General features: G+C 33.4%; 10 protein-coding genes. 4 read left to right on the forward strand and 6 right to left on the reverse strand.

The window, feature by feature from the left end:
• Positions 1–6 precede the first annotated feature (6 nt).
• The 6 genes from J8H85_RS06890 to uxaC form a co-directional block, all read right to left on the reverse strand.
• A complete protein-coding gene (locus J8H85_RS06890) occupies positions 7–2,043 on the reverse strand; it encodes a transketolase family protein (protein ID WP_209653879.1) in 2,037 nt (678 codons plus the stop codon).
• 332 nt (positions 2,044–2,375) lie between these two features.
• Positions 2,376–4,808, reverse strand: a complete 2,433-nt coding sequence (locus J8H85_RS06895; RefSeq protein WP_209653881.1) for a glycoside hydrolase family 2 TIM barrel-domain containing protein — start codon at positions 4,806–4,808, stop codon at positions 2,376–2,378.
• A gap of 337 nt (positions 4,809–5,145) precedes the next feature.
• The gene (locus tag J8H85_RS06900) at positions 5,146–6,447 is read right to left on the reverse strand and encodes a TRAP transporter large permease (RefSeq protein WP_209653944.1); all 1,302 of its coding nucleotides are present in this window, start codon (positions 6,445–6,447) and stop codon (positions 5,146–5,148) included.
• 5 nt (positions 6,448–6,452) lie between these two features.
• The gene (locus J8H85_RS06905) at positions 6,453–6,911 is read right to left on the reverse strand and encodes a TRAP transporter small permease (RefSeq protein ID WP_209653882.1); all 459 of its coding nucleotides are present in this window, start codon (positions 6,909–6,911) and stop codon (positions 6,453–6,455) included.
• Between the two features lie 87 nt (positions 6,912–6,998).
• The gene (locus J8H85_RS06910) at positions 6,999–7,973 is read right to left on the reverse strand and encodes a TRAP transporter substrate-binding protein (RefSeq protein WP_209653883.1); all 975 of its coding nucleotides are present in this window, start codon (positions 7,971–7,973) and stop codon (positions 6,999–7,001) included.
• A gap of 93 nt (positions 7,974–8,066) precedes the next feature.
• Positions 8,067–9,467 carry a glucuronate isomerase gene (gene uxaC / locus J8H85_RS06915; RefSeq protein ID WP_209653884.1) on the reverse strand — a complete coding sequence of 467 codons (1,401 nt, stop codon included), beginning with the start codon at positions 9,465–9,467 and terminating at the stop codon, positions 8,067–8,069.
• 558 nt (positions 9,468–10,025) lie between these two features.
• On the opposite strand from uxaC, the gene J8H85_RS06920 reads away from it, so the two are divergent.
• The 4 genes from J8H85_RS06920 to J8H85_RS06935 all read left to right on the forward strand — a co-directional run bounded on the left by J8H85_RS06920 (position 10,026) and on the right by J8H85_RS06935 (position 13,717).
• A complete protein-coding gene (locus J8H85_RS06920) occupies positions 10,026–11,318 on the forward strand; it encodes a phage integrase SAM-like domain-containing protein (protein ID WP_209653885.1) in 1,293 nt (430 codons plus the stop codon).
• Between the two features lie 67 nt (positions 11,319–11,385).
• Positions 11,386–12,234 carry a hypothetical protein gene (locus J8H85_RS06925; RefSeq protein ID WP_209653886.1) on the forward strand — a complete coding sequence of 283 codons (849 nt, stop codon included), beginning with the start codon at positions 11,386–11,388 and terminating at the stop codon, positions 12,232–12,234.
• Positions 12,235–12,376: 142 nt separating this feature from the next.
• A complete protein-coding gene (locus tag J8H85_RS06930; protein WP_209653887.1) occupies positions 12,377–12,646 on the forward strand; it encodes a helix-turn-helix domain-containing protein in 270 nt (89 codons plus the stop codon).
• A 3-nt stretch (positions 12,647–12,649) separates the two neighbouring features.
• Positions 12,650–13,717 (forward strand): AAA family ATPase, encoded by a 1,068-nt coding sequence (locus tag J8H85_RS06935; protein WP_209653888.1) that lies wholly within the window; start codon positions 12,650–12,652, stop codon positions 13,715–13,717.
• Positions 13,718–13,739: the final 22 nt, after the last annotated feature.

The raw sequence follows: 13,739 nt of genomic DNA on the forward strand, positions 1-13,739 counted from the left end.
ATATTTTTATACTGTTTTTAAATATTCCAATACTTGTTGGCTTACTTTTTCGCCTGTAAAGCCGAATTTATCGTCCAATACATTGGCAGGTGCCGAATATCCAAAATGCTCCAATCCGAACACTTTTCCATTCTCTCCCACAAGTCCTTCTAAATTTACTGGTAAACCTGCCGTTAAACCAAATAATGGTTTGTTTTTAGGAATTACCGCGTTTTGATACTCTTTTGATTGTAATCTGAATACCCCTTCTGAAATAATTGAAGCGATATTTACCTTCAATCCGTTTTGGGTTTCTAAAATTTCAGCGGCAGCAAATAATGTTGCTACTTCCGATCCGTTTGCGATTAAAACCACATCTGGATTTTCAACTTCCTTCACTAAATACCCACCTTTTTCAGCAGCTAAGGCATCACTGTATCTTGAAGCTCCTTTTGCTGGTAAATCTTTAATATTTTGTCTAGAAAGGATCAAACCAGTTGGAGTGTTTTTGTTTTCCAAAGCCATTTTCCAAGCAACACTTGTTTCAGCTGAATCTGCAGGACGTAACGCCATAAAACTTGGTCTGCCACTGTGGTTTTTCAATTTTTCCAACAAACGGATTTGAGCTTCTTGCTCTACAGGTTGGTGTGTTGGTCCGTCTTCACCTACTCTAAAGGCATCGTGCGTCCAAACGTATTTCACGCCTAATTCTTGAATACCGCTCAAACGAATGGCTGGTTTCATATAATCTGAAAACACAAAGAATGTTGCTACTACGGGAATAATCCCTCCGTGCAGCGCCAAACCATTTGCGATACATGCCATGGTTAATTCGGCAACACCTGCTTGCAAGAAAGAACCACTAAAGTCCCCTTTTTGAAGTGCCTGTGTTTTCTTTAAGAAACCATCCGTTTTATCAGAGTTCGATAAATCGGCAGAAGACACAATCATGTTTTCCACTTTTCCAGCTAAATAACCCAATACACCTGAAGATGCTGCTCTTGATGCTAAACCTGCTTTATGTTCGATGGATTCAAAATCCAGTTCTGGCAATTCTCCTGACAAGAAGAAATCCAATTTATCTGAAAGTTCTTTATTTGAAGCTTTCCAAGAAGCAATTTCTGCTTTCTTTTCGGCCGCTTTTGCTGTTTTAGCTTTTATAACATCTTTATAGAATGCCTCAACCTCTGGATAAATATCGAATGGGCTTTCAGGATTTGCACCCAAGTTCAATAAGGTTTTGGTATAATCCGCACCGGTATGTCCAATGGGTTGTCCGTGCAGTTCACAATGTCCTTCAAACATACTACCATCTGCCGCAACGGCACCTTTACCCATAATGGTTTTACCAACGATCAGCGTTGGTTTTTCGGTTTCGTTATTGGCATCGGTTAATGCTTTTCTTATTTCGTCGTGGTTGTGCGCATCTATTGTAACTACCTTCCAACCCCATGCTTCGTATTTCATGGCGGTATCTTCACTGGTTACTTCATCGGTAGAAGTTGACAATTGGATATCGTTGGAATCAAAAAACATAATAAAATTGCTCAACCCTAAATGGCCCGCAATTCTTCCTGCTCCCTGTGAAATTTCTTCTTGGATACCTCCATCGGAAATAAAACCGTATATTTTATGGTTCATCCAATCTCCAAAACGGGCCTGTAAAAATTTGGCTCCTATTGCTGCTCCAACACCCATAGTATGTCCTTGCCCTAATGGCCCCGACGTATTTTCTATACCTCGTTTAACATCTACTTCTGGATGCCCTGGTGTGATGGATCCCCATTGTCTAAAATTAGCAACATCATCTTTTGCATAGTTCCCTAAAAGATAATACTGAGCGTACATTAAGGTAGATAAGTGACCTGCATCCATGAAAAAACGGTCTCTAAAAGGCCATTCCATATCGGTTGGATCGAAATTGAAGAACTCGGAGTATAAGATGTGCATAAAATCTGCACCGCCCATTGGGCCTCCTGGGTGTCCTGAATTCGCTTTTTCTACCATCGCCACAGCTAATGCTCTAATATTATCTGCTGCCTGTTGATCTAATTTTTTGTTCATTTTTTAATAGTGGTTAATTAAAATAACCAGAAATTTAATTCGTATTATTTGTGTTTTTTAAATCGGTTCACAAAACTAAAACATTTTATCTAAAACCACTTATCAAAAAGACGATATTATGTATTAAATATGAGTTATGTATGAGCTTGTCAATATTTTATAACTATTTAGGATGTAAGGTTTTATTGAAGATTATTCAATTTAAGTAATTATTAAAACAATTACATGGATTTATGAAGCTATGTGAAGTAACCATTAATTATGGAAAAAGCTAAAATTTATGCAACAGCTAAACTAAAATTCACCTGTTTTTTAAAAGACTGAATTTTATATTAATCTTTTACCGTATCAATTTCTAGAGAAGCTTTTATAGCTCCATCATCAGTTGAAACATTAAGTTTTATATCATCATCTTTTCCGTTAGACTGGATGATAACCACACATTTACCATTAAAGGCCTTAATTTCTTTTGCTTTAAATGAAGTTAAATTTGCTTGATAACCATTATCTACACCTACTATTTTGCCACCGCCTTCAACTTCAAAATGAATTAAATTGTCTGCTTTTGGAACAAAATTGCCTTCAGCATCCAACATATTAACGGTTACATATACCAAATCGTAATGATCTCTTTTAATGCTTTCTTTGTGCGGAATTAATTCAATTTTCGAAGTTTCGCCTGCGGTATGGATTTCTTTTTCCAAAACCACTTTTCCATTTTTTCTTGAAACGGCTTTAAGGGTTCCAGGTTGAAAAGTTACTTGCCAACATAAGTGCAAATCATCATCTTGTTTTGACTTAGCACCTAAAGATTCACCATTTAAAAACAACTCCACCTCATCAGCATTATTATAATATGCCCAAACATCCACTTCTTGCCCTTCTTCCCAATTCCAATGTGGAAATACGTGTAAAACGGGCTTGTTGGTCCACTCACTTTGATACATGTAGTACGCATCTTTTGGAAACCCTGCCAAATCAACAATACCAAAATATGAACTTCTAGCGGGATAACCGTAAGGCGTTGGTTCACCTAAATAATCAAATCCTGTCCAAACAAACAATCCTGCAACAAAATCCAATTTCTTAATCATTTTCCAAGTTTCTTCGTGGGTAGACCCCCAAGGGGTAGAGACTTGATCGAAGGCTGAAACTGTAAAATCTTCATTTCCGAATGCCTCTTTGTTTGCTTCTGGCCATCTATGGATACTATCGGAAGGCATGGTATAATGACCCCGAGTTGCTAAAGCCGACATACTTTCTGAAGCTATTATTTTTTCACCTTTGAAATTTTCAGGAAAATCTTGATAAACTTGATGCTTATAATTAAAGCCTAAAACATCTAGTTGACCAGATTTGTAAATGAAATTTTTATCTGGGTCTATTTCGTTTAAAGCACAAGTTACAGGACGGTTAGCATCTAAACCTTTTACAATATCCACCAATTCTTTAGTGATGGCTGTACCTGATTTATCGTATTGTTCACGAATTTCGTTGCCAATACTCCACATAATTACCGAAGGATGGTTTCTATCGCGTTTTATTAAATCTTCTAAATCTTTTTTATGCCATTTATCCCAATCTTGACTATAATCGTAGGCTACTTTCTTCTTTTTCCAAACATCAAAAGCTTCGTCTTGAACTAAAAACCCCATTTGGTCGCATAGTTCCAATAACTCTGTAGAAGGCGGGTTGTGCGCGGTACGAATGGCATTTACGCCCATTTCCTTTAAAATATTCAACTTTCTTTCGATAGCGTATTTGTTGGCAACCGCTCCTAAAGCGCCATTGTCGTGATGCAAACAAACCCCAAGAATTTTAGTTGGTTTGCCATTGAGTGAAAAACCTTTTTCGACATCAAAATTAAAATAGCGGATACCCGTTGTGGTTGTATAATTATCTACCAATTCGGAATCTTCGTAAATTCTGGTTACAATGCGATACATATACGGATCTTCCAAACTCCATAATTTTGGGTTGGAAATTTCTATATCCGATAGCTTTGTTAATGTTTTTTTAGGATAAAGTTTTTCTAAAGTTGTGGCTTTCCCTACTTCTCTGCCTTTGGCATCATAAATTTTGGTTTCCAATTTAAACTTTTTGATAAGTCTGGAATTGTTTTGAACCGTTACTTCATAACTAACCAATGCTTTATCTTCGGAAACTTTGGGCGTTTTAACGTAAGTACCCCAGTGCGCTACATGTAATTTCTCTGAAGCAACCAAACGCACATTCCTGTAAATACCAGAACCTGTGTACCATCTAGAGTTTGGCTGTTCGGAATTATTAACCTTAACGGCAATAACGTTTTCTTGTTCGCCGTAGTTTAGATGGTCTGTTAAATCGTAAGCAAGGGATATATAGCCGTTAGGACGTTTCCCTAGATAACGCCCGTTGATCCAAACCTCACTGTTTCTGTAAACGCCACCAAACTCTATAGAAACCGATTTATCTACCCAATCTTCAGAAATGGTAAATGTTTTACGGTACCAGCCAATTCCTGCTGGCAAAGCACCACCTTCAGGTCTGGTTGGGTGCTCTTCACTAAACGCACCTTCAATACTCCAATCGTGAGGTAAATTGAGTTTTTGCCAATCTGAATCTTGAAATGCCAATTTACTGGCGCCTGGGTTTTCTCCCAATTTAAAACGCCAATCAAAATTAAAATCTTCAACAATTCGAATGTCCTTTTCTTCGAAATTACACGCTACCAATAAGCAAAATATGGCACTTAATAAGGAAAAACGCTTTAACAACTCTTTCATCTGTTAATGTCTATTGTTTTTTTAATGGTCAGATGCAACATCTACACTATCATTTATTTGCAAAACAAAAAATTCCAGTAAATATGATGTTTCATTTTTACATTATTGAAATTCAATGGGTTCTATTCGAAATCCTTTCATAGCATCCATTAAACTTGAATTTTACCGAGCAATTATTCATATCCATAAATCGGGAACGCTACAAGTAACCAGTTGCAACCCTCATGATTTACTGTAAAAGTAATATTGTTATTTGAATTTTTAATAAATTTTACTTTATCACTTTTCAAAAAAAGAAAATTACAACTAATTACTTTTAATATATTATGAAAATTGTTTATTCAATCAATCCAAAAACTCTAGGAAGCCATAAACTTAACTCAGGCAAATACGTAACCAAGAACAACACAAGTATCATAGCCAAAAACAAAGGCATCAACGGTTTAATTACTTTACCAATAGTTGTATTTGCAACACCTACCCCAACAAACAACACCGAACCTACTGGTGGTGTACAGAGCCCTATACAAAGGTTTAAAACCATAATAATTCCGAAGTGGATGGGATCCATACCTAATTTTTCTACCACTGGTAAAAATATAGGCGTGAAAATTAATACCGCCGGCGTCATATCCATAAAAATACCAACAAACAACAATAATAAGTTGATAATTAACAATATAATAATTTTATTATCACTAATTCCCAATAAAGCAGTACTAATATCTTGAGGAATGTTTTCGTAAGACATCACCCAAGACATACTCATAGACGCCCCAATTAACAACATAACAATAGCTGTTGTTGCAGATGAATCCAGTAAGATTTCAGGAAGCGATTTCCATGATATTTCTTTATAAGCAAACCCTAAAACCAAGGTATACAAAACAGCAATAGCCGAAGCCTCAGTAGCTGTGAAAATTCCCGTTACAATACCACCAATTACAACTACCAACAAAAACAAACTAGGTACCGCCGCTATAAACGTTTTAAATACTTCTTTAATAGAGCTTCTTTCACCTAACTTATATTTTTTCTTTTTAGCCCAAAACATGGCAACCAACATTAAAAACAGACCGGTTAAAATACCCGGAATATAACCAGCCAAAAACAACGCCGCAATAGAAACACCTCCACTAGCTAAAGAATAAACAATAAGCACATTACTAGGCGGAATAATTAAACCTGTTGTAGCCGAAGTAATATTCACAGCCGCTCCAAACTCTTTTGAATAGCCTTCCTTTTCCATTTCAGGACCTAAAATACTTCCCATAGCGGATGCCGATGCCATAGCTGAACCTGCAATGGCCCCCATTAACATGGCGCCTATTACATTTATTAACGCTAAACCTCCTGGCAATGCGCCTACTAAGGTTTTTGCAAAAGCAATAAGCCTATGCGCTATACCTCCTTTGTTCATTAATTGCCCCGAGAGGACGAAAAAGGGTATAGCGAGCAACGCAAAACTATCAAGTCCGGTACCCATGCGTTGTGATACCGTTGTAAAAGCAGCTATGGGAGAAATACTCACCAACATAGTTAACATAGCTGAAATGGCTATACTCCATGCCACTGGTGTACCTATTGATAAAAGAAATAAAAAACTAAAAACTAGTACAAGTATTGGTATATATTCCATCATAACTATTTTTTTAAAAGATCTGAAGTTTTGTAATAAATTATTAAAATGCCACTTATTGGAATTACCATATAAACTAATGCTAATGGTATTTGTAATGCAGGAGAACTCTGCCCAAGTAAATAACTAATATATACCAACCTAGAGCCCCCAATAACCAATGCTGTTATAGAAAACAATATGATTATTACATAAACAACACGCATTATCTTTTTTTGATTTTTAGGACTTGCTCGGGTAGGCAAAACATCGATAGCGACATGCATATTACGCCCAGACACATAAGCGGCACCCAATATACCTATCCAAATCATTAAATATCTTGCCAACTCATCGGTAAATGAACTTGGAACACCCATTATAAACCTTGTGAACACTTGCCATAGTACATTAACTACCATAACAGCCATAATAACAATAAGTATATTGCTTAGAATTTTATCAATCTTTTCTCGAAGTTTCATGTTTTAATATTTGTTTTAGTGGTATCTAGTTGCGCTCAAAAAAATCATTCTGCCACAAATACCAGAATGTGTTTTGAATGTTTTGTTTTAATTGGATTCTAGAATTTGGTTTATTAAACTATTTATTACTTTATCGTTTTCATAACCTTTGTAAATACTTTTTACTTTTTCTTGGAACAATGTTTTATCAGGTCTGATAATGGTTACCCCTGCTTTTTCAACTTCACGAAGTGCCTCGGCTTCTGCTTCAGCCCACAACGTACGTTGATAGACTACCGATTTATCAACCGATGCTTGCAGCCACTCCTTTTCTTGAGCTGAAAGTTTATTCCAGGTTTCAGTTCCAATCACTAAAACATCGGGCAATACGGTATGCTCATCTAACGAATAGTATTTACATACTTCATAATGACGTGATAAATAAAAACTTGGTGGATTATTTTCAGCACCGTCAACAACACCTTGTTGTAAAGACGTGTATAATTCACCCCATGAAATTGGCGTTGCCGATCCGCCCAACGCTTTTACCATATCCATAGCAGTTACACTTTCCATAACGCGCACCTTCAACCCTTTTAGATCTTCTGGAGTGTTAATTGGTTTTTCTTTGGTGTAGAAACTTCTGCTTCCCGCATCGTAATACCCCAATCCTTTTAACCAATATTGCTCGCCATCATCTAATATTTCTTTACCTACGGGACCATCTAACACATCAAAAGAATGTTGCCTATCACGAAACAAAAAAGGAACGCCAAAAACCTTCATTTTTGGCGCAAAATTTTCCATAACACCTACAGATACTTTGGTCATGTCTAAACTTCCTATTTGTAAAAGTTCCAAACATTCGCGCTCGCTACCTAATTGCTGACTTGGATAAATTTGGAGTTTCATTTTGCCTCCAGATCTTTTTTCTAAATCTTTACCCATCTCAACCATGGCTTTGTGTACCGAATGTTCAATATTTAAACCATGTGCAATTTTAATGGTTTTTGTTTTATTAGCTTCGTTACACCCAACTAGCACCATAGTAAGTAAAAGTGTTATTAATTTTATTTTTTGCATGTTTTTATCATTAATATTATGTAAGTCATTTATTTAATACGTTATGAAGCAGGTAACTTGTTTAGTTTATGGTTGAAACAAAACTAAACTATTTTATAATTTAAAATACTCTTTGGCGTTAAAATAACTAATATCTGAAACCAGTTTGCCTATCCATTCCATATCGTTTGGCAATTCACCTCTTTTTATTTCGTCGCCAATTAAGTTACAAAGTATACGTCTGAAATACTCATGTCTAGGAAACGACAGGAAACTTCTTGAATCGGTCAACATTCCTATAAAACAACTAATAAGCCCCATGTTAGAAAGTGTATTCAATTGATTTATCATACCGTCTTTTTGGTCTTGGAACCACCAACCAGAACCCCATTGCACTTTCCCTTTCACACTACCATCGTTAAAATTACCAATCATGGTAGCCATAACCTCATTATCCGCAGGGTTTAAGTTATAAATTATGGTTTTGGTTAATTTATCTTTAGTATCTAAAGCATTTAAAAACGCTGATAATTTTTCTGCTTGCGGGTAATCGCCAATGGAATCCCAACCTGTATCTGGCCCTAAAAGACGATACATACGCGCATTGTTATTTCTTAAAGCTCCTATATGAAATTGTTGCACCCAACCAAACTCATGGTAGGTTTCGCATAAAAATATTAATACAGCACTTTTAAATTTTAAAGCTTCATCATATGAAATCACCTTACCTTCTCGCTTCTTAGCAAAAATTGATTTTACTTCACTTTCAGTATAATTTTCAAAATAAATTTGAGCCAATCCATAATCACTAATTCGGCATCCATTTGCATTAAAATACTCAATACGGTTTCTTAATGCGGTTAACAAATTATCGAAAGAGTTAATTGAAACACCAGAAACATTGGCAAGGGTATCTACATAAGAATTATAATCATCAGCTTCAATTAAAATAACTTTATCCGGTCTGAAAGCCGTACTAACTTTTACGTTATAATCACTTTTAGCTAATTGTTGATGGTATTGTAAATTATCTATAGGATCCTCGGTAGTACACACATATTCTGCATTTACTTTTTGAAGTAATTGACGGCAACTGTAATTGCCAGACGTTAATTTCTCTTGGGTTTGCTCCCAAATTTTTTCAGCAGATTTCTCATTCAACAATTCATGGATATCAAAATATCTGGCTAATTCCAAATGTGTCCAATGATACAATGGATTACGCATAGCGTAAGGCACTGTTTTTGCCCAGTTTAAAAACTTATCTTTATCAGAACCATTTCCAGTGATAAATTTTTCATCAATACCTAAAGTTCGCATGGCGCGCCATTTATAATGATCGCCATGTATCCAAACATCGGTAATGTTTTCAAACGTTTTGTCTTCAGCTATTTGTTGTGGTGATAAGTGATTATGGTAATCTATAATCGGTTGGTTTTTGGAATGGTTGTGAAATAATTCTTCAGCGTATTTATTTTCTAATAAAAAATTATCGTGAATAAACTTTGTACTCATTTTATAATTTTAATGTTAATCTTTAGTTTGATGGTTTACAAAAAAAAGACAAAATACCACTAATTACAAGTGCCCCTACTATTTAAGTCAAAATTTAACAAAATAAAATAGAAGTGTTAAACAATGAACATCTGAAATTTAATGATGGTACCAAAGTTAAAATTTAATTGGACTTTTAAAAACCACATGTAACGGAATACTGTTTGTAAATTAATGCGGGAATTTACACTTAAATAAAATAGATACTATCCTGTACTATCATGCAAATTACACCTAACAATGAAGCATATTTAGGGTGAGCTTGTTAAAAACAAAAAAGCCGAATCTCTCGATTCGGCTTTTCCTTTACAGTGCGGGCGGGGATAACACTATTTGAAAACAATATTAAATCCAAACACTTCAATATACATCCCTAAACCCCTTTAAATATATATAAATAATGAAATAAATATTTTAAACCAATAGAAATAAATTTAAACTAAAAGAATATTATAGTACATTTTTAGTACAATAATGATATAGCTATTGTATTTTTGTACCAATTAAAACACTAAAATAATGGCAAGAGTATATTTTCTATTTCGTTCTCAAAAAGAGAAAGCTGCATTGAAAGTAAGATTACAAGACAAAAATGATAAAGGAGTTTTTTTTCAATTCGAAGGAAGCACCCAAATTCATACTTCTAATCAATTTTGGAATATTACTAGGAAAAAACAACGAGGCTTAAGCGGAATTGAAAAAAATGAAATAAAAAGCATAAATAAGAGTATTGAGACTTTGGAGGATTTTATACTCAAACAGTACGAAAAAGACAATCCTAAATCTGGAAACAAAAACTGGCTTAAACTTACATTAAAAGATTATTATACTCCAAAAGAAAAAGAAAAACTCTATCCAATTTTTTTAGTAGATTTTATCGACTCATATTTAGCAGACAAGAAAGCTTTAAATGAATTAAAAGAAAGCCAAAGGAAACGAATTACTACAACTAAAAATAAATTAATTAGACTTGAAAACGAAACCCACAAAAGATACAAATTAAAAGATATTAACGAAGACTTTAAAGCTGATTATATTACTTTTTCTGAACAAAAAAAATATTCAATTAATACTCAAAACAAAGAATTTGAACGAATTAAGACTATTTGTAGATATGCACAAAGAAAAGGGTTAGAGGTAAGCAAATCTTTAATGGAGAGTAATTTTAAAATAAATAAGGAGAAATCTCCGAAAATATATTTAGAAAGCACCGAAATTGAAAAAATTCAAAAAGTCGACTTAAAGTTTGATTATTTGGAAAATGCAAGAGACTGGCTATTAATTAGTATTTATTCTGGACAACGTATCTCAGATTTTATGCGCTTTACATCTAAAATGATACATAATGATGAAAATAATCGCTCATTTATTATATTTAAGCAAATTAAGACACAACATGACATGTATTTACCACTTAGAGCTGAAATAATTGATATTTTAAATAAAAGAAACGGAGAATTTCCAAGATCTATCTCAGACCAAAAATATAATGATTACATCAAATTGGTGTGCAAAGAAGCAGGAATAAACACCCTGTGTAAAGGAAAAAAAAGAATATGCATTGCAGAAGAGGGAAAGAAACCTACAAAGTTTGATTACAGGGATGTCTTAGGGGAATTTGAAAAATGGGAACTTATAAGTAGCCATATAGGTCGCAGAACATTTGCTACAATTAATTATGGCAACATACCAACTCCCGATTTAATGTATTTCACTGGTCACACTACAGAAAAAGAATTCCTTAACTATATCGTAAGACCTGATTATGACAAGGCTAAAAGGGCTTTTGATAGCTTTAATAAATTAAAATAACAAACCAAAACTTATCCCTCAACTATAAGTAATTTAAAAAATACTACTAATTGATAACACTTTAGGAATGGAAAAAAATATAAATGAATTTCTATTATTAATTTCTGACCCTAAAAATATTTCTCCAGACGATTTTGCAGAATATTACCCAAAAGCAGGAGAGTTCTGGAATAAGAAAAATCTAGACAAAACCAATATCTCAAAACATTTTAGCAGCCTCCAAAGGTTTAAAATTTCAGATGATTGGAACGGATATATCTCTTTACAAGCAAAGATTTATTTCCTACTTGAATCTTACAACAAACTATCAATTAATGACAAAGAAATATCTTTAAATTATTTTTCTATAATGAGTAGAGATTTAAGCTTTAAAACTCAATCTTTTATAAGTGATAAAATTTTAACCAAAAAAGAATACTACGAGCTATTAGGTGCTTATACGATTTTCGTCAAAAACTTAACAAAAACCATATTAAACGAATTTAAAGCATTGCTAAACAAGGAAAATGAATCAACAAATAATAAAAGCGGAAAACATAAAACTAAAATAAAACCATTCAAAGAAAACATAATTAAGCCTTGGAATGAAAAAGGCAAAGAAGCATTTGAAGGGTTTATTAAAAAAAAATTTAACGATATTAAAGACAAATACGAAAATAAGAAGAAAAAGAATTTATATTTATTAGCACTAGCGTTAAGAGATTTATGTGTTTTGAGTAACGAAATAGAAAACAAACATCTATTACATACAGTAGGAAACCTTTTTATTGGACCAGAGAAAATAATAATAGTTTCAGATGAATCAGGATTTAATAGTATAGCCAAAATAGCATATAAAAATCAACTTGATTATAAAAATTACATTAAAGATATTGAAACCATAATTAATGAAAGAATGATAATCTATAAGTTGTAACCATCCAGCACTTGATTGTGCTAATTATTTGGACAATTAAAACAATTAACACAATCATAAACAACTGTATTTCTGTATATTAAATAGAATCCAATAGTATTTTAGCACTTGAAAACGAATATTAATTTTAAATTCAAGTGTTATGCAACAAATTCAAGTTACATTCCCCGAAAGTCTTACAGATGAGATTAAGGCATTAAAAAATGAGCTTAAAGAAATCAAAGACAATTTCAAGCCTAAAGAACAATCAATCTATCTTAGTCGAAAAGAAGTATCTACAATGCTTAAAATTGATGTTTCAAGCTGTCATAATTGGACAAAAAAAGGCATCCTTCAAGCTTACCAAATAGGTGGTCGAGTTTATTACAAACGAGAGGAAGTTGAAGCAGCAATTGTTAAACTTCAAAATTAGGCTATGAAAAAAAACAAATCCCCTAGCCTAAAAAAAGCACTCAAAAAGTATAGGGTTAATTCATCAGAGATTTTAAAACCTCCAGAAATTGCTTGGGGGATGATAAGCAAAGATAAAAACAATTTTATTCCTCTTGGCACTTTAGGCAATTTCAGCTTAATAATTGGAAAAGCTAAAAGCAAAAAATCGTTTTTTATTGGTTTAATCACTTCTACTATACTTAAAAACAATAAGAACTTATTAAATCATTTACAAAGTCGATTACCGAAAGGAAAAGAGGGGGTATTATATTTCGATACAGAACAAGGTAAGTATCATGTGCAATTAGTTTTGAAACGTATCTGCAAGCAGATTAATATTAAAAACCCCAAGCATCTTAAAATGTATGGTTTAAGAAGTTTAAACCCAAAGGAAAGACTTGATTTAATTGAGTTTGCAATATACAAAAACGATGATATTGGTTTTGTAGTTATTGATGGGATTAAAGACCTAATAACTTCAATTAATAGTGAGGAAGAAGCAACTGGAATCGCAAGTAAATTGTTAAAATGGTCAGAAGAACGAAATATTCATATTGTGTGCGTTCTTCATCAAAACAAAGGAGATAACAACGCTAGAGGGCATTTGGGTAGTGAGTTGGTTCACAAAGCCGAAACGGTTTTGTCGGTATCAAAATCTGAAAATGATAAAAACATATCTGTTGTAGAAGCTGAAATGTGCAGAAATGAAGAACCCGACATTTTTGCATTTGAGATTATAGATGGATTACCTATTCAAGTTGAAGATTATGAAGAAAGGGCTAAAACAAAAAAGAAAAAATATGATGTCTTGGATATTCCTCATTATCAAATGTACCAACTCCTCACAGAAGTCTATTCATTTAAAAATGAATATAAATATGCTGAATTAATGATTGCAATTAAAACAGCACACAAAAAGCAACTTAAAAAACCTTTGGCAGATATACCAGCTAGAGACTTAATAATATATATGAAAAACATGAATTGGCTTATTCAAGAAAAAGAAAGAATGCCTTATAAGTTAGGGAAATATGAAACTAAAACAGATTAAGTGTTTCATGTGTTAACACATG

The sequence above is a fragment of the Mariniflexile gromovii genome, from assembly GCF_017814435.1.
In the GTDB taxonomy this organism is placed as follows: Bacteria; Bacteroidota; Bacteroidia; order Flavobacteriales; family Flavobacteriaceae; genus Mariniflexile; species Mariniflexile gromovii.

Coding starts and splice junctions, on each gene's coding strand:
- J8H85_RS06910 (WP_209653883.1), bottom strand. CDS start 7,973: ATGCAAAAAATAAAATTAATAACACTTTTACTTACTATGGTGCTAGTT.
- J8H85_RS06920 (WP_209653885.1), top strand. CDS start 10,026: ATGGCAAGAGTATATTTTCTATTTCGTTCTCAAAAAGAGAAAGCTGCA.
- J8H85_RS06935 (WP_209653888.1), top strand. CDS start 12,650: ATGAAAAAAAACAAATCCCCTAGCCTAAAAAAAGCACTCAAAAAGTAT.
- J8H85_RS06905 (WP_209653882.1), bottom strand. CDS start 6,911: ATGAAACTTCGAGAAAAGATTGATAAAATTCTAAGCAATATACTTATT.
- J8H85_RS06900 (WP_209653944.1), bottom strand. CDS start 6,447: ATGGAATATATACCAATACTTGTACTAGTTTTTAGTTTTTTATTTCTT.
- J8H85_RS06890 (WP_209653879.1), bottom strand. CDS start 2,043: ATGAACAAAAAATTAGATCAACAGGCAGCAGATAATATTAGAGCATTA.
- uxaC (WP_209653884.1), bottom strand. CDS start 9,467: ATGAGTACAAAGTTTATTCACGATAATTTTTTATTAGAAAATAAATAC.
- J8H85_RS06925 (WP_209653886.1), top strand. CDS start 11,386: ATGGAAAAAAATATAAATGAATTTCTATTATTAATTTCTGACCCTAAA.
- J8H85_RS06930 (WP_209653887.1), top strand. CDS start 12,377: ATGCAACAAATTCAAGTTACATTCCCCGAAAGTCTTACAGATGAGATT.
- J8H85_RS06895 (WP_209653881.1), bottom strand. CDS start 4,808: ATGAAAGAGTTGTTAAAGCGTTTTTCCTTATTAAGTGCCATATTTTGC.